The organism is Brevibacterium permense, assembly GCF_025506275.1.
GTDB lineage: Bacteria > Actinomycetota > Actinomycetes > Actinomycetales > Brevibacteriaceae > Brevibacterium > Brevibacterium permense_A.
This window is the reverse complement of the sequence record NZ_QYCP01000062.1, coordinates 1-20,689: the sequence shown is the minus strand read 5'-3', so window position 1 is coordinate 20,689 and position 20,689 is coordinate 1. Positions and strand designations below refer to the sequence as shown.

The following is a 20,689-nucleotide window of genomic DNA, read 5'->3' as shown; positions in this document are numbered from 1 at the left end:
GGATGAGAACGTCGCGGAGTTGTCGATGCTGTGCGGCTACGACGATGACCTCGCGAAACAGGCAACGGCCACATCGAACCGGATCCGCGGACTGCTCACCCAGATCCACCCCGGGGTGGAGACCGTGTTCGGTCCGCACTTGGATCATCCGGCCATGTTGGCTCTGTTGGCGAAGTACCCGACACCGAAAGCACTCAAGCATGCCGGGAAACGCCGGCTCGAAACCCTGTTACGCAAGCAGGCACCTAGGGCGTGGAAGAGATGGGCGACCGCGATCTTCACCGCACTCGACGAACAGACTGTGGTCGTGTCGGGCACCGACGCCGCAGGGCTCGTCTTACCCCAGTTGGCGACGTCGTTGGCGCAGACACGGCAGTCACGGGATGAAGTGCTGGTGCGGATCGAGGAACTGGTTCAGGCGCATCCGCTTTTCGGGCTCCTGGCGTCGATGCCGGCAGTCGGCGTCAGGACCACCGCGAGGATACTGACCGAGGTCGTGGGTAAGGACTTCGAATCAGCCGGACACCTCGCCTCCTATGCAGGACTGGCACCGGTGACATGGCGGTCAGGGACCTCGATCCGCGGCGATCACTCATCGCGTCGGGGGAACAAGATCCTCAAACGAGCCTTGTTCCTGTCTGCGTTCGCGGCGTTGAAAGACCCGTTGTCGAGGGCGTATTACGACAAGAAGCGTGCCGAACATAAGAAGCACAACCAGGCGCTGATCGCGTCAGCGAGAAGGCGCTGCAACGTCCTCTACGCCATGCTGCGCGACGGTGCCTACTTCCATACCCCCGAGGCGGTCACTGCTGCCTGAACCTAGTTGAAGCGAAGTGCCTGATCAGTCCGGGAGACAGCCCCCGGACCGATCATTCCTGCCCTTCGGCCGGCATTAGATAAGGTTGAACAATCTGCCCACTGCCCCTTGACTTAAAACATACGCCCCCTCTCAGTGCGATCATTCCCACCGCCGACTAAGTCGACATCGGCTGCGGCATGATCGGGGTCCGAAACCAGTCCACCCGGACTGAACTCGAAGCGCGTGATATCACGGGTCTGTCACAGACAATGGAGCAGACTGAACCGATCTCGACCGGAGCCTACAACAAGAAGATCGTGGCCACTGCCGCCCCGCGGATCACTGATCTCGAGAAGCTGGCTGGAACTGCCGCCTTCGACCCTGACTCCTATGCCGGACACTGGCGGCATCAGCTCGGCACTCTCACTTTAAGAAGAAGGTGTGGTTCTCCCGGGAGGGCGCGATGGAGGTCGGTTCTGGTCGGCTCTACCTTATCCGCGAATCGATGGGCACCCCGTCCTACGTGGTCGAGAGTCCGGGCAATCCGGTGGCATTGAACTCCTCACCTCATAGTGCAAGGCACCTGTACCCCCGGACGCAGGCGCACGAGACCTTCACCCGCGATAGCTGTGTGAGGCGATGGCAGGCAGACATCGAGTATCGGGACACCTATGCATTCATCAATGAGATCCCGCAGGCCAACAAGCCGACCGAACAGGTGATGGACGATGCCGTCGAATTCGTCGGCCTCAGGCACAGCCTACGTCAGCTGGCCAAAGTCAAGAGCGATTGGCTTGGTCCAGGTGGGCTCAGGCAGGCAGGCTCGGCGCGGGCCCGCGAGGCAGTGAGCATCGCGGCGATGCATCGCTAGCCCTTGGTACGTCTAGATCCCGGCAACGGCATCGAGACGGACCTTCTTCTGTCACAGAACGCATTTTAATTCCATTGTGTACTTGCACATATCACTGTATGAGATCTAGACTCAATCTAAATCGGAGTGCACCCTGGATTCGCCTCGGTGCCAGGAGCAAAGACGCTTGCGGAGGAGCCTGACGACGATGACCCTTACCGATGAGAAGCAGAAGACGAAGACTGTATGGAAGACCGCCCTGGCTGGAGGCGCGGGCTCGCTGCTCGAGTACTACGACTACTCGCTCTATGCAGCCCTTGCCGTCTTCATTTCCTCCGAGCTCATGCCCGCCTCCGACCCTCAGGTCGCACTGCTGGCCACCCTCGCAGTGTTCGGCACCGGCTTTTTCATGCGCCCCCTGGGCGCCTTGTACTTCGGTTGGCTTGGCGATCGCCACGGCAGAAAGACGGCGCTCCTTTCCAGTGTGATCATCATGGGACTGGCGAGCGCTCTGGTGGGGCTGCTTCCTTCCTACGAGTCCATGGGGATCATCGTTCCGATCGCACTGGTGGCGTTGCGTCTGCTGCAGGGGCTGTGTGCAGGTGGCGAAGCCAGCGGGGCATCAACTTACGTCGCGGAGTCGTCACCGCCTCGGCTGCGCGGCTTCTTCGTCGCCTTCACCCCGGCGGGGATCGCCCTGGGCACCGCGGCTGCCACGGGAATGGCATCCCTGGTCAGTTTCACTTTCGGGGAGTCCGCCATGACGGAATGGGGCTGGCGCGTACCTTTCCTCCTATCTCTGCCCCTCAGCCTCCTCATCCTCTGGGTTCGACGGACCCTGCCCGAATCAGCCAAGTTCGCGGCTCCGAAGGAGAAAACTCCCGCTCCAATCGTCTCCGTGTTCAAGCACGAACGACCTGCCGTGGTCAAGCTCGTTCTCCTGTCGTTCTCGATGACGCTGACCGGGTACGTCGGTCATGTCTACCTCAACACCTACCTCACCGAAGAACTGGGATATTCGACCAGTGAAGCATTCGGCACGAACTCGATCATTACCATCGTCTTCGCGGTTCTCATGCCGTTCGCCGCTCTCTTCTCCGATCGACTGGGAAGGCGACGCACCTATGCTTTGGCGATGATCGCCTATGTACTGCTCACCATCCCCAGCTTCGCGCTGATGGACCCCGCCGAGGGCGTTCCGCTGGCACTGACAATGGCGATCTCCTTCATTCCGTGGGTGTTCGCCCAGGCGATCGGATATCCTCTTTTCACCGAGCTGTTTTCGTCCACAGCGAGACTGACCGGTGTCGCGTTCGGATTCTCCATCGGCACAATCGCAGGCGGAGGCTTCGGTCCCTATGTCGCCCAGTGGCTGACGAACCTGACCGGTTGGGTGCTCGCGCCCGCCGCCTATATGACGATCGCGGCGATCATCGGTCTGGTCACAGTTCTCACCGTGGGAAGGTCCAAGATCGATGTTGAATGATCTCGGAAGACAGCTTCTCACCGGAGTCGATGCACTGATGAGCGACGAGATTCTCGAGGTGATCTCCGGCGGCTTCGACCTGCATACCCACACCTCCCCTGACATCGTCGAGCGCTCCCAGACCATCACCGAGACGGCCGCTGACTTCGCCCGGCATCGCCTCGGTGGGTTCGTCGTGAAGTCCCATGTGGTGCCGACGACTCTGCTGGTCGCCGGAGCCCAACGGGATCTCCCCGCCACTCCCCTGCCATCGATCACGCTCAACCGCACTGTCGGAGGGCTCAATCCGGTTGCTGTGGAGGCGGCAGCCGTCATGGGAGCTCGCGTCGTCTGGCTTCCGACAAAGGACAGCCGTCTCCAGCACCAGCACGAGGGCCAGGCCTCGCATGCCCACCTCAATGTTCTCGTTGGTGGTCAGCCGAGCGAGGCGCTCCATGAAGTCATCGCGACGGCTGCTGCCCATCAGATGACGATCGCGACCGGTCACCTCGGCGAGGATGAGGTCTTTGCTGTGCTCGCCGTGGCCCGTGAACACGGAGCGGACAATGTCATCGTCACCCATCCGTGTCTGCCACATCTGCGGATCTCCGATTCCGCCATAGCGGAGATGGCCGCGCGTGGGGCGTGGATCGAGCACACCATGAACTCGCTCGCCACCGGCAAGGTCGGCCTCGATCACGTCCTGGATCTCATCGAACGGTGTGGGACCGCCTCGACCCTGCTCACCGGCGACCTCGGGCAACCGGAGTTCGGAAGTATCGCCGGCGGCTTGGTGATGTGGGCGGTGCTGCTACTCCGAGCCGGTTGCTCACCGTTCCGAGTCCGGGAGATGATTGTGTCCAATTCTCGCCACACCCTTCGTCTGTGAGGAACGCAGGAACGCTCGTGCGGCCGGAGTGATCTCCGGCCGCACAGGCCTTCCCATGGTTGTCGGGTCGACTCAGCGAATCGCCGTGGCGTTCGGTGGAGAACCGACACCACCGACGAGGTTGAGTGGCTTGATGATGCACAGGCAGTCCCAGCGGCCCGACTCGACGGAATCGACGACCAGTTCGTCGAGATTCCACAGCTCCCCCAAGGGAATGCCGAGTTTGGCGATGAGTTCCTGGTGCATCATCCCCTTGTCCTCGGGAGCCGAGTCGAAGAACTCGCTTTCGGGACTCACCGGGAGCACCTCGACCGCAAAGGTGTCGGTGGCGAAGGTCGCCACGCGGTGGTCCCAGATCCACTGCGCCAGCTGTCGCGACTGTCGGAATCCCGTGGCCCGCCTCGACGACCTCACCTCATCACGGACGTCGATCGAGGAGTCGATGAACCATGCCGCCCATCCGGTGTGCACCATGACGATGTCACCGGGTTCCACGGACACGCCCTGACGTTCACACGCCTCATCGAGGTGACGCGCTTCCAAGGTCGGACCCTGCCTGTGTTCGAGCGGCTCGCCTGCGTCGGCGAACAGGCCCACGAGGTCGAGGACGATGCCACGAGAGACGATCGGCTTCTCCGCCCACAGCTGCACACCCAGTGCCGGTCCCCCGGCGGTGATCTCCGCATCGGAGACTCCATTGTAGAAACCGTGCCCCGATGCCCGTCGGTGCCGCAGTCCATCGACCTGAGATGTCGCCTGCAAGAAGAAGTTCCGCAGCACGTCGTCGCGCGATTCCGGGTGGGCTGAGAGGATCTCATGCTCCGGTGCCCGTCGCGCCCTGGCCATCGGCGGATCGAAGGCATTGAGCGCATAGTCGAGGTTGAAAGCCCGCCCCCGATCGACAGCGGCCGCGGCGGCCACGACATTCTCCGGGCCGGCGAAGTTCGCCGCCCCTCGTTCCGGCTCCTGTCCGAACACGCCCCAGGACGAGTTCGCCGGAACATTGTTCGCCAACTGCTCATAGCTCGGATAGTCACTCATCAGCGCTCACCCCTGCCCCACGGAAGTAAGTGAGCACGAAGGCGAGCAGGCCCGCCACCGAGGACATGCCGAAGGCATAGGGGCCGATCGCCTCGGCGACATCTCGGGCCGCCGCACCCTGCGCCGCGATGAGCAGGACGATCTGGACGAGGACGATTGCTGCGCCTCCGAGGAAGAACAGCGCCGTCGACAGAGCGAAGAGATGGCTGTAGGCTCTCTGGAACCCACCCGGGAGGACCGCACCGGCGTCGTGACCTGTGTCGTTCATTTCTCATTCCCTTTCATTGCTGATTGCATGCTCACACCGGCAGAATCTGGAGGGCGATGAGTGCACCGACCACCAGGAGCGGAACGCAATAGTATTTGAGCAGTGGAACGAACATCCGGCCGGGATCCACCTCGGCGATTCCTGCTGCCACATAGATCGGTGCACCCGACGGAGGAGAGGCGCCCTCCGTCGAAGCGAAGATTAGCGCGGCGGCAGCGGCCACGGGGACGGGAACACCCACGCTGGCCAATGTCATGACCGCCACCGGACCGATCGCCGCCATGGTCGCACTCGCCGTGAGCGGAACAGCGATGAGAATGATGATTGCACCGATGGCGATGACCATAATCCACTTCGGTACGGCAAGAAGCGACAGCAATCCTTCGAGCTCATCGGCCAATCCCATCTCGGCCAGAAGATTCGCAGCGGAGAACGCCGCGAAGATGGTGATGCCGATGACGCCGAAGGACGGAGCCGAGCCTTCGACGAGCTTCCACCAACCCCTGATGGTTCGCGGAAGGGACTTCCGACCGAGGATGATCACAAAGACGAGCATGAGTACGGGAATCCAGGTCAGCAGACTGACGACATCCGACATGGCGAACGGCGTCGGGTCGAGAACAGTGCCGTCGCTGAGTTCCTTGCCGGGCTTAAGTTCAGAGGTGATTCCAGTGAAATCGCCAATGGCTGCCGCCACCGGCCCGAAGGACAGCAGCAGTGGGACGAGGATCGGCACGATAAGCAGGATCGTCGTCCAGCCATTGCGGAAGCTCTCGGCAACCGGTTTGCGATCCGCGGCGGGCACAGCGGGGATCTTGTACTTCCTCACCAGCCAGAAGGCGACGATAATGCGATAGACCAGGGCCCAGAGGCCGGCGAAGAACAACGGCATGACGATGTCATTGGATTCCATCGCCCCCTGCGCGACCAAACCGCCGACGAGGATGAACATGGTGCCGGAGAAGGGAAAGCTGACGCCGAAGCCTGCAAGACCGGAGGCCACGGTGGCTGCGATCTCCGGCTTGACCCCTGACCGCTTCATCCACGGAATAGTGATGGAGCCGACGGCGGCTGTGATGGCCGCACCGATGTGGGCAATGGCACCGAAAATCGCTCCTGCGATCGTGGTGGTGTAGAGGTGCCCGCCACGGAAGCGCCCGAGCAGCGAATTGAGCACATCGACGAGGTGCTCGAGAACCGGTGTGCGCTCCAGCAGATAGGAGACGAACACGAAGGCCAGCGCGGCGAACATGATTTCCTCGGTGAGGGCGTCCGAGACCGAGGTCCAGATCGCTGCCCAAATGCCACCCTCGCCGAGATCGGTGAAGAAGGCGAAACCGCAAATGACGAGCAGGCCCAGCGTCATCGCCTCACCGATGTTGCGGCCGACCACGGCATTCCACACGATGATCACCGCGATGAACGCGACGAGAGCGAAGACTGCGATCATGAGTTTTCACCTGCGATGATCTTCATCCGCCGGTTCGCCTCATCCTCCTGCACCGCCTGAGCGCGCGCTAAGGTCGGCACCGCCTCGGTGCGCGGAACGATGATGACGCCGTCATCATCGGCGACGACGAGATCGCCGGGTTCGGCCACGACTCGGCCGACGGCGACGGGAACATCGATCTGCCCGGGACCATTCTTGTACGGTCCGGAGGGATTCACCGCCCTGGCCCAGGCAGGGAATCCCATCTCCTCGAGATCGTTGAGGTCGCGCAGAGCACCGTCGACGACGATGCCGACCGCACCGCGCTTGCGGGCCTTCTCGGCCATGAGCTCCCCGAGCAGGGCACGGTCGATATGACCCTGACCGTTGACGACGAGAAAGTCTCCTGGTCTGATGGACTCGAGCGATTCGTGCAGGAGTTTGTTGTCTCCGGGTGCGACCCATACAGTGTGCGCACGGCCGACTGCCTTTGCGCCCCTCCACAGGGCCCTGATTCCACCGTCGACCATGCCCATCCGGTCCCGAGCGTCCCCGATGTTGGCCACCGGCACCTGCGCATAGGCGGCGAAGAGCTCCTCGTCGGACATGCTCACCGTCGAGGCGATGAGCGCATGGGATTTCGCGGCTGCACGAGACATTGTCGATCGGGCACCGAGCGCGTCGAGCATATCGGCGGCCTCATCGGCCTCGTGTCCTCGACGGTCAGCATGTTTGACGGTGCCCGAGTACAACCGCTCCACGCTCTCCGCTCCACCGGCATGCTCGGCCGAGACCTGCCCGAGCGCCCAGTCCCGGGCACCCATGTGCTCGCCGGCCTCGAGCGTCTCGACGATGAGCGCCCCCAATCCCTTCATGAAGGTGCTGCGCAGAAGCTTGCGGCGGGCCGCATCTCCGGGAGCACCGGCGATGTCCTCGACTGGCGCTCCGAGCGCGGTGAAGACCTCGGCCGCACGTTCTGATCCCTCACCGCTGATGACCACTGCGGTGGCCGACTGCCCCTCCGGCACTGAGCCCACCACCCCGACATCGGCATACCGCTGTGGGCCGACTATTGCGGCAACGAGCTCTTTGACGCCGGGTGAGGCCGAATTCATATCGATGAAGATCGTGTTCTCGCCCAAGTCAGCTGCTACCGATTCTGCGGCGGGCACCGCAGCCCGCCCGCCTACCAGGCACAAGACGATATTGGCATCCCGGACGAGCTCGGAGGCGGAGTCGACTCGGCGCACCCCTTCCGGTGTCGGAACATCGGCCGGATCGAATCCGGACACGTTCCACCCGAGACTGATAAGACCCAAGGAGTAGAGCGTTCCTGCTTCGCCCAGGCCAATTATCGCTGCATGCATCGTTACACCCATTCTATGAGAATTCTTGTCAGCATTTGAAAGTGTGATGGGTAGCAGCGGGAATGTCAAGGTCGCAGGCAGGATAAAGGAAACAGCCTTGACTCATTAGAAGCTGTAGACTCTCACTGTGTGGGAAACTAATCGATGAAGGGACATCATGCCTGCAACACAATCACCGATGCGTTCATTGGAGAGAGCCATCGATGTGCTCGAAGTTCTCGACAGTGCCCGAGGTTCGCTTCGACTCAATGAGATCGCTCGACGCGCAGAACTTCCCGTCGCCACCACTCAACGGATCCTGGCCGTGTTGGAGTCTCGCGGCCGAGTCGAGAAGGACTCCAACGGATACCGACCGGGAATCGCTCTGACCTTCGGGGCTCATGCCTTCTCGATCACCAATCCCCTGATCAGAGCCGCTCGCCCAGTCCTCATCGAGCTGGCCTCACTGACTGGATTGACGGTGACGCTGTTCAATGAGTACAAGGGACAGCGCGTGGTGCTCTCCCGTGCGGGGACCACCCGGAACTTCGGCTACGAACTCGTCATCGGATCGCGCCTGCCGCTCTACATCGGCGCGGGCAAGGCACTACTCGCACAGATGAATGATGGTACCGTCGAGCAGCTGCTCAGCGCAGCCGCGCAGACGGCCCCCGCCCCCTCGACGCCAGTGCCGACACGTTCCGATCTGTTAGAGGATCTGGCAAAGATCCGTCAGCGCGGATACTCCATCTCCCGGGAGGAACGAGAGCCCGGAGTGGCGAGCGTCGCCGCCGCCATTCCGTCCGACTATGGAGTCATGGCGGCGGTGCAGGCGACCGGAACCATCGACGATTTCCCCGAAGACCAGACTCAGGCACTCGGTCGGCAAGTCCACCAGGCTGCGATCAGCATCGGCCACGGCCTGCCGGAGGCGTCGTTCGACTGATCGTGCGGGTCGGCGTGCCACATCTGCATCGAGTCGCGGCACTGCACAGGAACCAGCGCCCAGGCGGAGCTACGACGTGCACTCGCCGAAGCTCGAATCGGCCCGTTCATTTCAGACCCGCGAAGCCCCGACGATCGCGGCGACGAGGGCGTCGACGTCTTCGGCCGTCGTGTCGAAGGCGCACATGAGGCGCACGATGTCCTTCTCCAACGGCCAGTCCGCGAAGGCGAATTTCCGCCGGGCGCGAGCGGCCACCTCGGCGGGCATCCGGACGAACACGACGTTCGATTCGACCTTCTGCACGATCTCGACTCCGGGGACACGGCAGCTGTCGGCCACCTCGGCGAGTCTCTCATTGAGATACTGAGCCATCTCGTTCGACCGGGCGGCGGAGGTTCGCCACAGGTCCCGTTCGTACAGGGCGTTCAGTTGGGCGGAGAGGAAGCGCATCTTCGAGGCCAGCTGCAGGTTCATCTTGCGCAGGTACCGCAGTCCCTGGCCGATCTCCGGGTTGAGGACGACGACCGCCTCGGCGCCGAGCAGGCCGTTCTTCGTCCCGCCCAGGCTGACGATGTCGACGCCGACCCCGGTCGTGATGTCACCGAGGCCGACGCCGAGGTGGGCGGCCGCGTTGCCGAGTCGGGATCCGTCGATGTGGAGGATCATGTCGTTCTCGTGCGCGGTGGACGCGATCGCCGCGATCTCGTCCGGGGTGTAGGTCGTGCCCCATTCGGTCGATTGGGAGATCGACACGGCCAACGGCTGCGCATTGTGTTCGCTGCCGCGGCCGATGATCGCACCTGTGATGGTCTCGGGAGTGAGTTTGCCGTTCTCGGTGGCAGCACCGATGATCTTGAGTCCGCCGACCTTCTCCGGCGCCCCGGTTTCGTCGTAGTTGATATGCGCCGAGGCGGCCGTGATCACCGCCGACCACCGCGGCAGCGCCGACTGCAGGGCGAGGACGTTGGCTCCGGTGCCGTTGAAGACGGGAAATGCTTGGGCGTCGGGCCCGAAGTGGTGGGTCATGATGTCGTGGAAACGCTGAGTCCAGGGATCTCCGCCGTAGCCGGGAGTGTGGCCGACGTTGGCCTCGGCGATTGCTGCGAGCACCTCGGGGTGGACTCCGGCCCAGTTGTCGGAACCGAAGTTGCGCGGGTGCGCCTCGGGGCTGGTGTCGACAGGTGGGGCGGCGGTGCCGATGTCAGGGAGGATGTCCGCGGGGTTCGTCGACTGCGCTGTCTGATCAGATGTCTGAGAGTTCACATTCTCAGACTAGTACGTGCTCCGTGACGTGTGCAGTGTCGTCCGGGCACGGCAATCACACATTGGAGCAGTTGCAGCAGTACGCCGGCGCTATCCCAAAGGACCGAACCACACTGCGGCCCGCCTCCGTTGTGGAGGCGGGCCGCAGTGTGGTTCGGGTCGGTGTCGGTCAGGCGCTCACCCGATGCGGGAGTGCTCGACTCAGCCGAGGAGTCCGCGCATGAGCTCGGCGGTCTCGGTCGGGGTCTTGCCGACCTTGACACCTGCAGCTTCGAGGGCTTCCTTCTTGGCCTGAGCGGTTCCCGAGGAGCCGGAGACGATGGCGCCGGCGTGGCCCATTGTCTTGCCCTCGGGAGCGGTGAAGCCTGCGACGTAGCCGACGACCGGCTTCGTCACGTTCTCCTTGATGAAGGCGGCTGCGCGCTCTTCGGCGTCTCCGCCGATCTCGCCGATCATGACGATGGCTTCAGTCTCCGGGTCGGCCTCGAATGCTTCGAGCGCATCGATGTGCGTGGTGCCGATGACCGGGTCTCCGCCGATGCCGATGGCGGTCGAGAAGCCGAGGTCACGCAGTTCGTACATCATCTGGTAGGTCAGGGTGCCGGACTTCGAGACGAGGCCCAGCTTGCCCTTCTTCGTGATGTTGGCCGGGATGATGCCGGCCAGCGACTCACCAGGGGTGATGATGCCCGGGCAGTTGGGTCCGATGATGCGGGTGGCGTTTCCGGCCGCCTGCGCACGGGCCCAGACCTCTGCCGAGTCCTGCACCGGGATGCCCTCGGTGATGATGACGAGCAGACCGATCTTGGCATCGATGGCCTCAATCGCGGCGTCCTTGGAGAACGCCGGCGGCACGAAGGCCACGGACACGTCGGCACCGGTGGCTTCCATCGCCTCGGCGACGGACCCGAAGACAGGGAGTTCGACCTCGTTGCCGGCCTGGTCGTTGTGCTTCACAGTGGTGCCGGCCTTGCGGGCATTGACACCGCCGACGACGTTCGATCCGGCGGCGAGCATGCGGGCGGTGTGCTTCGAGCCCTCTCCGCCGGTGATGCCCTGGACGATGATCTTCGAATCGGAATTCAGGAAGATAGACATTGTTGTAAAGACCTTTCCTTACTTGGCAGCAGCCAGTTCGGCGGCCTTGTCGGCTCCACCGTCCATCGTGTCAGTGAGCGTGACGAGCGGGTGCGCGGCCTTCTGGAGGATAGCGCGTCCCTCTTCCACGTTGTTGCCGTCGAGGCGGACGACGAGCGGCTTGGTGGCCTGGTCGCCGAGGATCTCGAGGGCCTTGACGATGCCGTCGGCCACGGCGTCACAGGCGGTGATTCCGCCGAAGACGTTGACGAAGACGGACTTCACCTGATCATCGCCGAGGATGACGTCGAGTCCGTTGGCCATGACCTCAGCCGAGGCGCCGCCTCCGATGTCGAGGAAGTTCGCGGGCTTGACGCCGTTGTGGTTCTCACCTGCGTATGCGACGACGTCTAGGGTCGACATGACCAGTCCTGCGCCGTTGCCGATGATTCCGACCTCACCGTCGAGCTTGACGTAGTTGAGGTCGAGCTTCTTGGCCTTGAGCTCCAGCGGGTTCTCTGCGCTGATGTCGCGCAGCTCCTCGTGCTCCTTCTGGCGGAAGTCGGCGTTGTCGTCGAGCGAGACCTTGCCGTCGAGGGCGATGATGTCACCGGCACCGGTCTTGACCAGGGGGTTGACCTCGACCAGGGTGGCGTCTTCCTTCTCGAAGACGGTCCACAGGCTGGTCAGAACGGGGGCGACCTTCGCGGCGGTGTCGGCATCGAAGCCGGCCGCCTCGGCGATCTCTGCTGCCTTGGCATCGTTGATGCCGTCGATGGCGGAGACGGGGATCTTGGCGAGCGCTTCCGGACGTTCCACGGCCAGCTGCTCGATCTCCATGCCGCCTTCCTTCGAGCACATGGCCAGATAGGTGCGGTTGGACCGATCGAGGAGGACGGAGAAGTAGTACTCCTCGGCAATGTCGGCACCCTCGGCGATCATCACCTTTTCGGTGATGTGGCCCTTGATGTCGAGTCCCAGGATGTCCTTGGCGCGAGCCTCGGCCTCATCGGGGTTCTTGGCGACCTTGACGCCGCCGGCCTTTCCACGGCCGCCGATCTTGACCTGCGACTTGACGACGACGACACCGCCGCCAAGATCTTCGGCTGCCTTCTTCGCTGCTTCTGGCGTCGTCGCGACCTGGGCCTTGAGCACGGGCACTCCGTGCTTCTCGAACAGGTCACGTGCTTGATACTCGAAAAGATCCACGTGTTTTCCTTCGTTTCTGCTGCCGGGTGGTTGGCCCCTGCAGGTTCGTTGACGGATGCAACAACCAAGGACAACCATATTCCCAAACGCACCCGTCCATCCAAACCTGCAGGTTAAACGGACCCTGAGAGTAAGGAATCTCTCGTCAAAAAGTATCTTTGCTCTCAAGATTCTTGATATGGACGTAAAATCGATTCATGGACGAAGTGGATCGAATAGTCGCAGCCTGGCGACGTGAGCGTCCGGATCTCGACGTCTCCCCGATGGAGATCCTCTCCCGAGTCTCGCGGCTGGCCAGGCAGTTGGACCTGGCACGGAAGGCGAGCTTCTCCGATTACGGAATCGAGGGATGGGCCTTCGACGTGCTCTCCGCCCTCCGCCGAGCCGGTGAGCCCTATCAGCTCTCCCCCTCGACCCTGCTGCAGGAGACGCTTGTCACGAGCGGCACCATGACCAATCGCATCGACCGTCTCGTGGCCCGCGGATGGGTAGAGCGTCGCCCCGATCCGGGTGATCGCCGCGGAGTGCTCGTCCACCTCACCGACAGCGGCCGCGCCACCGTCGACTCCGCCCTGGCGGACCTGCTCGTGAAGGAGCGCGAGATCCTCAGCGGTCTCACCCCCGCCGGGAGTCGCAAGCTCGCCGGGCTTCTGCGCGAGCTGTCCACCGGCTTCGACGGCAGCGAAGACTGAATCCGCTCCGAGCACGGTCACACCTGCCCAACCACAGGCATGAACGCACGAAACTCACCCGAACCCCGACGACGAGGACCCAGCCATGAACGACGACCTCACGAATTTCACCGGTGCACAGCCGCCTCGGCGAGAGTCCATCCACGGACATTACGTCGATCTCGAACCCCTCGATCCTGCCTTCCACGGCGATGATCTGTTCGCTGCGGTCTCAGTTCCCGACGGGATCGAGGAGCGGTTCCGCTACCTGCCGCAGTCACCGCAGACCGAACGCACCGACTTCGATACATGGATCGCCGAGGCGGCCACCTCTTCCGATCCCCTCTTCTTCGCCGTCGTGGACCGATCCACCGGTCGGGCCGAGGGGCGGCAGGCACTGATGCGCATCGACACCGCCAACGGGGTCATGGAGATCGGGCACATCCTCTGGGGGCCGGCGCTGCGGCGGACGCGAGCAGCCACCGAGGCGCTCTTCCTCTGCGCCGATCTCGCCTTCGCCTCCGGTTTCCGACGGTTCGAGTGGAAGTGCGATGACGCGAACTCCCCGTCGAAAGCTGCCGCCGAACGCTTCGGGTTCACCTTCGAAGGAGTGTTCCGGCAGCACCTCGTGTACAAGGGCCGCAACCGCGACACCGCGTGGTTCTCGATCATCGACAGCGAATGGCCGGCGCTGCGATCAGCGTATGAGCAGTGGCTCGACGAAGCGAACTTCAATGCCGCGGGTGGCCAGCGCCAGAGCCTGCGCGAACTCATCGCCGCAGCGCGCCGCGGCTGAGGCGGCAGGTCCGGGCGCCGCGGTTGGGCGGCCGGCCTGTGACGTCAGGGCCAGTGCGTCGCCTCTCGGCGCAGAGGCCTCGCACCTGCGCCGCTTCTGCCGCATCGCCGCGCGTCCACCCGTACTCGGACCGTCGCGCGCATTAGGCTGGATGCGACACCATTTGGACGCTGAGACACCTCGAGGAACCATGCGACTTCGCCCCCTTGCCCTGCTGTCCGCCGCAGCGCTGCTGGCCACGACGACGGCCTGTGTGTCGACTCCCGATGAGACTCGACCCCAGCCGCGCCCCTCGGTGAGCAAAGAAGAGGTCACCCCGATCGAGACGCCAGACGATGCACCGAAGGTGTCCATCGTCGATTCCTCGCCAGGTGGGGCGAAGGACACCGACCCGCTGTGGCAGGGCCTCGCCGAGGCGGCCGAGAAGAAGACCGAGGCCTACCTCAAGGTCTACGTGCACACCGGCAATCCGGAAGTCCCCGACTCCGGCGAGACGACCGTGACCGCCGACAGCCCCGACAGCGTCAGCGTCACCGTCGACGCGAAGAACGTCGACGACGGTGCCTCCCCGTTCCTGCTCATCCACGGCACTTTCGAAGTCGAGGAGATCGGCAACTCGGCCTACACGCTCAAGACCGTCGATGACGAAGACATCCCCGAGCTCGACCCGAAGGGCCCGGACGACGAGACGCGCTGCACCGCCGATGATGCCCAGGACCGCATCGGCCTGGCCGCCGACGACCTCGCGGAGGATCCCGGTCGTCGCGAGGAGTTCCGCCAACAGTGGGGAGGTTCACCGCGCGTGTGGTGGGGCATCCAGATGACCGCTATCAGCCTCGGCGAAGAGGGCGGCGTCGCCGGCGACTACCTCACTGAAGCCTGCGGAGAGTTCCTCCAGTAATCTCTGGGCACTCCTCGCCTCGCCACTCGGCGTTCTGCGTGCGACGATGAGTTCATGAAGATCGCTGTCATCGGAGCCGGAATCGCCGGACTCTCGGCGGCCGTGGGGCTGCAGAAGGCCGGCGCCGAGGTCACCGTGTTCGAACGTGCCCCCGATGTGAGGGCCGGTGGTTCGGGACTGTCGATCTTCGCCAACGGGCTTGCCGCGCTGGAGTCGCTCGGTCTGCGCGAGGCGTTCGACGCCGTGACTGACTCCAGCGTCGAAGGCTTCGCCGCAGGTCAGCGACGTGCAGACGGGCACTGGATCGCTCAGGTGCCCGATGGTTCGGTCGGTGCGCTGCGCATCGTCGACCGGGCCGACCTCCACCGCATCCTCCTCGATGCTCTGGCTCCTGTGCAGGTGCGCACCGGCACCGAAGCAACGGCGACCGGCACCGATGGGACGCTGACTATCAGGGCCAGGTCCGCCGACGATTCGAGCACGATGGAGTCGAAGGCAGAGCGTTTCGACCTCATCATCGGCGCCGACGGTCTGCACAGCCGGGTCCGCACCGTCGTCGACGGTGAACCGGTGGCACCGCGATACTCCGGGTATTCCGCGTGGCGGGGCATCACCTCGGTGCCGGTGGATCTGTCCGGCGAGGCTGGGGAGTCGGTCGGGCACGGACGCCGCTTCGGCATCGCTCCTCTGGCCGACGGCCGCGTCTATTGGTTCGCTGTGGCGAACATGCCGCAGAACGCGGTCTTCGCCGACGAGAAGGCTACCGTCGAGCAGATGTTCACGGGCTGGCACTCCCCCATCGCCGATCTCATTGCCGCCACCCCCGCCGAGGAGGTCCGCCGCACCGCGATCTCCGACCTCTCCCGCCGGTTGCGCCATTATCACCGCGGCCGAGTCGTCCTCCTCGGCGATGCCGCACATGCAATGACGCCGAACCTCGGTCAGGGTGGCGGTCAGGCCCTCGAAGACGCGGCGACGCTCACCGTCCTGCTCACCTCGCTGATCGGGAAATCACCGGGATCTGGGGCGAGTCGGCCCAGGCGAACCGAGGAGCAAGACTCCGCCTCAGGTGCGCGACCTCGCGTCGGTGCGAACCCGAACCACAATGCAGGCCCTCGCACCGGTATGAAACCGGACCACAATGCGGGCCCGAGCGCCTCAGCACCGCCAGACCTCGCTGCGGCACTCGGCCGCTATGACTCCCTGCGCCGCCCGCGGACACAGTCGATCGCACTGAAGTCCCGGCTGATGGGGCAGGTGTTCCAACTCGAATCGACTCTGCTGGCGCAGCTGCGCAACGCCGTCTTCTCAGCGGTTCCGTCGCGACTCATCGCCGCTCAGGCTGCGAGCGTCCAGAAATGGTCGCCGCCCCCGGCCTAATGCTGAATGCCGAGCGCGGCCGTCACGAGTTTAGCGGTGGAAGAATGCCGCAGAAACGCTGGTTGTGGGCATTCTTCCCACAGTTGACCTGTGCTCCCAGCGGTGTCAGGTCGCTCGGGCTTGAAGTCGAGAGAACTTGGGTCGCTATCGGACACTCAGCGCAGAACTCAGGTCGCCATCGGATACTCTTCTCGCTCGAAAGTATCCGATAGCGACCTAATGTTCCGACGAGTGCTGGCTCAATCCCGCTCAGTAGTCGGTCAGGGCTCGGTTGTAGGCGTCGACGACGGCGGGCAGGAAGAAGCCCAAGAGCACGGCGATGGCGGTGACCAGGCAGGCCAGCCCCAGCCACAGGGAACCGCCGATGACGCTGAAGGCGAAGACGATGACGAGCAGCTCGAACGCGATCGCGGCCGGACGTGCCCACCGGTGCAGACGCCAGGCGCCTCGTGCCGCGGCGCCGACACCGGCCGCGAAGATGAGGAACATGACGGCCAGACCGATCAGCGAAGCTGCCAAGGGGCCGGCGGTGATCGCGGTGATGACGAACGACACCGCCGCACCGACCAGGGCCAGCGCCTGGATACCGAGGACGGTCACGGGCAGCAGCATCGCCCGTGGGGTCGGAACGCGTTGCCCCTCAGGCTCCGGTGAGGCACCGGACGCTGCGGCCCGGTCATTGTGTGAGCTCAAATGGTCACCCGGGCGAATCCGGGGATGAGGATCTCGTCGAGCATGCGCTCGCGCACATCCAGCGGCAGGAAGGCAGCGGTGATGGCGTTGACCGTCGCCCATTCGAGGTCAGTCTGGTTCCAACCGGCCTCGTCGACGAGGAGACGCATCTCACGCGACACGGATGTGCCGGACATGAGCCGGTTGTCCGGGTTGATGGTGACCGCGAAGCCGAGATCCTTGAGCCCCGTGATCGGGTGGCTGGCGATGGTACCGCCGATGTCGGTCTGCAGGTTGGAGCTCGGGCACAGTTCGAGCGGGATCTGCTGGTCGAGGACCCAGGCGGCGAGGCTGCCGAGCTGCCCCTGACCGTCGACGATGTCCATGTCCTCGACGATGCGCGCACCATGGCCCAGACGCTGGGCGTGGCAGATGGTGACCGCCTCGTGGATGGATTCCTTGCCGGCGGCCTCACCGGCATGGATCGTCACCGGCACATATGCCTGGTGGAGGGCGTTGAAGGCGGAGAGGTGCGCAGACGGCGGGAAGCCGTTCTCGGGTCCGGCGATGTCGAAGCCGACGACACCGGAATCCGCACCCTTCTCACGATGGCGGATGGCCAGTTCGGCGATCGCCAGCGAGTTGTCGGCCTGACGCATGGCCGTGATGAGCTGTCCGACGCGGATGTACTTGCCCTCGGCAGCGGCCTCGGAGACGCCGGCTTCCAGACCGTCCTGGACAGCTTCGACGACGGCGTCGAGTTCGAGTCCGCCTTCGAGGTGCTGTTCGGGAGCCCACCTGGCCTCGGCGTAGAAGACTCCGTCGGCCACCTGGTCGAGGACCCATTCCTTGGCCACTCGGCGCAGGTTGTCCTCGCTCTGCATGACCGCCACGGTGTGCGAGAACGTCTCGAGGTAGCGGACCAGGTCACCGGAGTTCGCGGACTCCGAGAACCACCGGCGCAGCGATTCGGCATCGGAGGCGGGCAGGGTATGACCGATCGAGTCGGCCAGTTCGAGCATCGTCGACGGGCGCAGACCGCCGTCGAGGTGATCGTGGAGGGAGACTTTGGGCAGCTGCAGGATGGGGTCGTCCGATGCGACGCCGGCGGGTACATTCATCACCGTCTCAGCTTATCCGATGCGTCGCGCGCCCCTCATCCTTTCTCCGGGTCGATCTCCCCGCTCTTGATCCGCTCACGCAGGTCCGTGATTCCGCGTCCGGCGTCGGAGACACGGGAGAGGAATCCGTCCTCGGCGACGATGCGCACTCCCCCGTTGTCGAGGGTGCCCCAGTAGTGGCGGTCGGCGACGCGGAAGCCGCCGATCTCCTCGGGCCCGGTCTTCGGGGCGGGGGCCACCTCGTCGGGGTTCTTGCTCTGCGGCCAATCGGGGAACATCGTGCGCAGTCCGCGGCGCACGTTCGGCTCCAGGGTGGCCACGATCGCCCTGGAGAATCCGCCCGCGGTGCCGTACCAGACGACCTTCGGCAGGCTCGGTCCCTCGGCGTCGCCGTCCGGGTCCTCCGTGGCCGCGGTCAGGTCAGTCCGCTTCTCATCCGCCGATGTGACCACACCCATCGCGGCCGCCGACCCGAAGGGAACGAGCACGTCGACATCGGCATCGAAAGACCGTTCGAAGTAGTCCTTCCCGGCGCTGCGGGTATCGTCGATCGTCCGAGGCGGACCGTTGGCCAAGGCGGCCCCGCCCGAGGAGGGACGGTAGGACTCCGCCTTCGGCAGGTCCTCGTCCTTCTCCTTGTTGTACAGATCGACCCCGGCGTCGAAGGCGGCCAGAATGCGTTCGGACTGCGGGAAACCGTGCGCGACGACGACCCCGACCTTCCCCGTCTCCGAGGCGGTGGCCGCGGTGTATCCGGCGATGAACGCCGGCGGGACGAGGTCGAAGTCCATGCTCAGCACGTTCTTCGGCAGGTCAGCGGTGCCGCTGGAGACCCCGAGGAACAGATCGTCGGGGTGGGCGGCGGCGAAGTCCGCGAGTTCGTCCGCTCCCCCGGGGCCGATGACCGTGGTCAAGGCACAGTCGTTTCTGTGCATCCGATCCAATGCCGCCGAGGTGGCCGACCCGCCCGAGACACGCTGGCTCGAGGTACCCGAGAAGACCCCGGCCCCACGGGCCAGTTCCGCCTCCTCGAGTGTGAGCGCACCGGCCGAGTGATCGTCGAAGCCAGCCGGGGCCGAGACGAGGCAGCCAAGCCGTTCCTCTTCAAGGACTTCGGGAGTCGCGACGGAGCAGCCGGTGAGCACCAGGGCGCCCGCCGCGGCGAGGACGGCGATGGAGGTGCTGCGGGCTCGGAGACTCATGACATCAAGATTATCGGCCCGGCATCTCGGCCGGGTAATCAGCGTGGACAGCCGGCGCAGCCGAGCAGCCACCGATCACTGTCGAGTCATCGCGGACCGTGACAGGTCGATCAGCGGTCGCGGTCGAGGACCTTGAGCGCGGTGGCGGTGAACACTCGGGCGGCGATCTCCACGGCGCGTTCGTCGATGAGCAGATCACCCTGATGGATGTCGTAGGTGATGCCCCCGGGTGTGCGGGTGCCCAGCCGGATGAGCGCACCCGGGCAGTGGGTGAGGTACCACGCGAAGTCCTCACCTCCCATGGACTGCGGGGTCAGCTGCACCGAGTTCTCGCCGAGTTCCCCGCGGACGGCGGATTCGATGAGGGTGACCTGGTCTTCGGTGTTGACCACCGGTGGGACGCCTCGGCGGTGTTCGAGGTCGACATCGACTCCGTACGGTCCGGCGATGCGGTCGACGAGCTCGGGCAGCACCTCAGCGACCTGGTTCCAGCCGTCCACGTCGAGGCAGCGCAGGGTTCCGCGCAGAATCCCCTCGCTGGGAACGACATTCGCCGCGTGACCGGCGCTGATCTCGCCCCACACCAGGGAGATCGCGTGCCGCGGATCGATCAGCCGGCCCAGGGTCGAGGGCAGGTCGGTGGCGAGCTTGCCGAGCGCATAGACGAGGTCTTCGGTCAGATGGGGACGGGAGGTGTGCCCGCCGTGACCGGAGAGGCGGATGATGACCGTGTCGCCGGCGGCGGTGATGGCGCCGATGCGCGAACCGACCTTGCCGATGTCGACGTTCGGGTCACAGTGGACGGCGTAGACTTCGGGCACATCGTCGAGGACACCCTGCGAGATCACGCGCAGCGCACCACCCGGGGTGACTTCCTCGCCGGGCTGGAAGATCAGTCGCACGCGTCCGCCGAGGCCGCCGGGCCGTGATTCATGGATCTTCTGCAGGGCGATACCGGCGCCGATGAGGGCGGTCAGGTGGACGTCGTGGCCGCAGGCATGGGCGACGCCGGGAACGGTGGAACGGAAATCCTCATCGATGAGGTCATCAACCGGCAGGGCGTCGATATCGGCTCGCAGTCCCACGGCCACCGGCCCCTCGCCGACCTCGCAGACGACCCCGGTGCCTTCGAGGCGCTGGGGCTTAAGACCGGCGGCCTCGAGACGGGCGACGATCTTGTCGGTGGTCTCGAACTCCTGGAAGGACAGTTCCGGATGGGCATGGATGTCGCGGCGGAAATCGATGAGTTCTGCACCGATCTCAGCGATTGTCGAGCTGATCACGTCGGGTCCTTCAGGGCGGGGAGGTCGGGGATGGGCGATGTCGAACATTTCAAACAATGCTAGGCACTCGATGTCATAAAT

General features: G+C 64.4%; 20 protein-coding genes. 9 read left to right on the top strand and 11 right to left on the bottom strand.

Features of this window, described 5'->3' with window-relative positions:
• The 4 genes from D3I60_RS01945 to D3I60_RS01930 all read left to right on the top strand — a co-directional run.
• Positions 1–817, top strand: an 817-nt coding sequence (locus tag D3I60_RS01945) for an IS110 family transposase (protein WP_262774459.1), incomplete at its 5' end; no start/stop codon positions are given.
• A gap of 445 nt (positions 818–1,262) precedes the next feature.
• Positions 1,263–1,670 (top strand): RtcB family protein, encoded by a 408-nt coding sequence (locus D3I60_RS01940; protein ID WP_262774458.1) that lies wholly within the window; start codon positions 1,263–1,265, stop codon positions 1,668–1,670.
• Between the two features lie 187 nt (positions 1,671–1,857).
• Positions 1,858–3,135: an MFS transporter gene (locus D3I60_RS01935; RefSeq protein WP_262774457.1), complete on the top strand. Its 1,278-nt coding sequence runs from the start codon at positions 1,858–1,860 to the stop codon at positions 3,133–3,135.
• Positions 3,125–4,003, top strand: coding sequence for a DUF6282 family protein (locus tag D3I60_RS01930; protein ID WP_262774456.1), 879 nt, complete (start codon positions 3,125–3,127; stop codon positions 4,001–4,003). Before D3I60_RS01935 ends, D3I60_RS01930 begins: the two co-directional genes overlap by 11 nt.
• Before the next feature lie 72 nt (positions 4,004–4,075).
• Here D3I60_RS01930 and D3I60_RS01925 read toward each other — a convergent pair whose 3' ends face one another.
• From D3I60_RS01925 to D3I60_RS01910, 4 genes are read right to left on the bottom strand one after another with little or no spacing between them, the layout of a single operon-like run.
• On the bottom strand, positions 4,076–5,044 hold the full coding sequence (locus tag D3I60_RS01925) for a cyclase family protein (protein ID WP_262774455.1): 969 nt from the start codon (positions 5,042–5,044) through the stop codon (positions 4,076–4,078).
• Positions 5,037–5,312: a hypothetical protein gene (locus tag D3I60_RS01920; RefSeq protein WP_262774454.1), complete on the bottom strand. Its 276-nt coding sequence runs from the start codon at positions 5,310–5,312 to the stop codon at positions 5,037–5,039. Before D3I60_RS01920 ends, D3I60_RS01925 begins: the two co-directional genes overlap by 8 nt.
• Before the next feature lie 31 nt (positions 5,313–5,343).
• Entirely contained in the window at positions 5,344–6,762 is a 1,419-nt protein-coding gene (locus tag D3I60_RS01915) for a TRAP transporter permease (protein WP_262774453.1), read from the bottom strand.
• The gene (locus D3I60_RS01910; protein WP_262774452.1) at positions 6,759–8,108 is read right to left on the bottom strand and encodes a DUF1932 domain-containing protein; all 1,350 of its coding nucleotides are present in this window, start codon (positions 8,106–8,108) and stop codon (positions 6,759–6,761) included. Before D3I60_RS01910 ends, D3I60_RS01915 begins: the two co-directional genes overlap by 4 nt.
• A gap of 157 nt (positions 8,109–8,265) precedes the next feature.
• Between D3I60_RS01910 and D3I60_RS01905 the strand changes: the two genes are divergently transcribed.
• A complete protein-coding gene (locus D3I60_RS01905) occupies positions 8,266–9,033 on the top strand; it encodes an IclR family transcriptional regulator (RefSeq protein WP_262774451.1) in 768 nt (255 codons plus the stop codon).
• 111 nt (positions 9,034–9,144) lie between these two features.
• On the opposite strand, the gene D3I60_RS01900 is transcribed toward D3I60_RS01905, so the two are convergent.
• The 3 genes from D3I60_RS01900 to sucC all read right to left on the bottom strand — a co-directional run bounded on the left by D3I60_RS01900 (position 9,145) and on the right by sucC (position 12,582).
• On the bottom strand, positions 9,145–10,233 hold the full coding sequence (locus D3I60_RS01900) for a threonine aldolase family protein (RefSeq protein WP_262774460.1): 1,089 nt from the start codon (positions 10,231–10,233) through the stop codon (positions 9,145–9,147).
• A 264-nt stretch (positions 10,234–10,497) separates the two neighbouring features.
• Entirely contained in the window at positions 10,498–11,394 is an 897-nt protein-coding gene (gene sucD / locus D3I60_RS01895) for a succinate--CoA ligase subunit alpha (RefSeq protein WP_139468939.1), read from the bottom strand.
• Positions 11,395–11,412: 18 nt separating this feature from the next.
• On the bottom strand, positions 11,413–12,582 hold the full coding sequence (gene sucC / locus D3I60_RS01890; protein ID WP_139908545.1) for an ADP-forming succinate--CoA ligase subunit beta: 1,170 nt from the start codon (positions 12,580–12,582) through the stop codon (positions 11,413–11,415).
• A gap of 197 nt (positions 12,583–12,779) precedes the next feature.
• On the opposite strand from sucC, the gene D3I60_RS01885 reads away from it, so the two are divergent.
• From D3I60_RS01885 to D3I60_RS01870, 4 genes are all read left to right on the top strand, one after another.
• Positions 12,780–13,274 (top strand): MarR family winged helix-turn-helix transcriptional regulator, encoded by a 495-nt coding sequence (locus D3I60_RS01885; protein WP_139908546.1) that lies wholly within the window; start codon positions 12,780–12,782, stop codon positions 13,272–13,274.
• An 85-nt stretch (positions 13,275–13,359) separates the two neighbouring features.
• A complete protein-coding gene (locus tag D3I60_RS01880; RefSeq protein ID WP_262774449.1) occupies positions 13,360–14,049 on the top strand; it encodes a GNAT family N-acetyltransferase in 690 nt (229 codons plus the stop codon).
• Between the two features lie 190 nt (positions 14,050–14,239).
• Positions 14,240–14,950 carry a hypothetical protein gene (locus D3I60_RS01875; protein WP_262774448.1) on the top strand — a complete coding sequence of 237 codons (711 nt, stop codon included), beginning with the start codon at positions 14,240–14,242 and terminating at the stop codon, positions 14,948–14,950.
• A 54-nt stretch (positions 14,951–15,004) separates the two neighbouring features.
• Positions 15,005–16,330: an FAD-dependent oxidoreductase gene (locus tag D3I60_RS01870; RefSeq protein ID WP_262774447.1), complete on the top strand. Its 1,326-nt coding sequence runs from the start codon at positions 15,005–15,007 to the stop codon at positions 16,328–16,330.
• Between the two features lie 249 nt (positions 16,331–16,579).
• Here D3I60_RS01870 and D3I60_RS01865 read toward each other — a convergent pair whose 3' ends face one another.
• The 4 genes from D3I60_RS01865 to D3I60_RS01850 form a co-directional block, all read right to left on the bottom strand.
• Positions 16,580–17,023, bottom strand: a complete 444-nt coding sequence (locus D3I60_RS01865) for a hypothetical protein (RefSeq protein WP_262774446.1) — start codon at positions 17,021–17,023, stop codon at positions 16,580–16,582.
• Positions 17,020–18,123 carry an adenosine deaminase gene (locus D3I60_RS01860; protein ID WP_139470381.1) on the bottom strand — a complete coding sequence of 368 codons (1,104 nt, stop codon included), beginning with the start codon at positions 18,121–18,123 and terminating at the stop codon, positions 17,020–17,022. The genes D3I60_RS01865 and D3I60_RS01860 overlap by 4 nt, the downstream gene beginning before the upstream one ends.
• A 35-nt stretch (positions 18,124–18,158) precedes the next feature.
• Positions 18,159–19,325 carry a BMP family ABC transporter substrate-binding protein gene (locus D3I60_RS01855; RefSeq protein ID WP_262774445.1) on the bottom strand — a complete coding sequence of 389 codons (1,167 nt, stop codon included), beginning with the start codon at positions 19,323–19,325 and terminating at the stop codon, positions 18,159–18,161.
• Between the two features lie 110 nt (positions 19,326–19,435).
• Positions 19,436–20,608 (bottom strand): amidohydrolase, encoded by a 1,173-nt coding sequence (locus D3I60_RS01850; RefSeq protein ID WP_262774444.1) that lies wholly within the window; start codon positions 20,606–20,608, stop codon positions 19,436–19,438.
• Between the last annotated feature and the right edge of the window lie 81 nt (positions 20,609–20,689).

What these genes read in the sequence shown, in the direction of transcription:
- D3I60_RS01910 (WP_262774452.1), bottom strand. Translation starts at nt 8,108, where the DNA reads ATGCATGCAGCGATAATTGGCCTGGGCGAAGCAGGAACGCTCTACTCC.
- D3I60_RS01885 (WP_139908546.1), top strand. Translation starts at nt 12,780, where the DNA reads ATGGACGAAGTGGATCGAATAGTCGCAGCCTGGCGACGTGAGCGTCCG.
- D3I60_RS01870 (WP_262774447.1), top strand. Translation starts at nt 15,005, where the DNA reads ATGAAGATCGCTGTCATCGGAGCCGGAATCGCCGGACTCTCGGCGGCC.
- D3I60_RS01940 (WP_262774458.1), top strand. Translation starts at nt 1,263, where the DNA reads ATGGAGGTCGGTTCTGGTCGGCTCTACCTTATCCGCGAATCGATGGGC.
- D3I60_RS01905 (WP_262774451.1), top strand. Translation starts at nt 8,266, where the DNA reads ATGCCTGCAACACAATCACCGATGCGTTCATTGGAGAGAGCCATCGAT.
- sucD (WP_139468939.1), bottom strand. Translation starts at nt 11,394, where the DNA reads ATGTCTATCTTCCTGAATTCCGATTCGAAGATCATCGTCCAGGGCATC.
- D3I60_RS01880 (WP_262774449.1), top strand. Translation starts at nt 13,360, where the DNA reads ATGAACGACGACCTCACGAATTTCACCGGTGCACAGCCGCCTCGGCGA.
- D3I60_RS01855 (WP_262774445.1), bottom strand. Translation starts at nt 19,325, where the DNA reads ATGAGTCTCCGAGCCCGCAGCACCTCCATCGCCGTCCTCGCCGCGGCG.
- D3I60_RS01915 (WP_262774453.1), bottom strand. Translation starts at nt 6,762, where the DNA reads ATGATCGCAGTCTTCGCTCTCGTCGCGTTCATCGCGGTGATCATCGTG.
- D3I60_RS01925 (WP_262774455.1), bottom strand. Translation starts at nt 5,044, where the DNA reads ATGAGTGACTATCCGAGCTATGAGCAGTTGGCGAACAATGTTCCGGCG.
- D3I60_RS01930 (WP_262774456.1), top strand. Translation starts at nt 3,125, where the DNA reads ATGTTGAATGATCTCGGAAGACAGCTTCTCACCGGAGTCGATGCACTG.
- D3I60_RS01920 (WP_262774454.1), bottom strand. Translation starts at nt 5,312, where the DNA reads ATGAACGACACAGGTCACGACGCCGGTGCGGTCCTCCCGGGTGGGTTC.
- D3I60_RS01875 (WP_262774448.1), top strand. Translation starts at nt 14,240, where the DNA reads ATGCGACTTCGCCCCCTTGCCCTGCTGTCCGCCGCAGCGCTGCTGGCC.
- D3I60_RS01935 (WP_262774457.1), top strand. Translation starts at nt 1,858, where the DNA reads ATGACCCTTACCGATGAGAAGCAGAAGACGAAGACTGTATGGAAGACC.
- D3I60_RS01860 (WP_139470381.1), bottom strand. Translation starts at nt 18,123, where the DNA reads ATGAATGTACCCGCCGGCGTCGCATCGGACGACCCCATCCTGCAGCTG.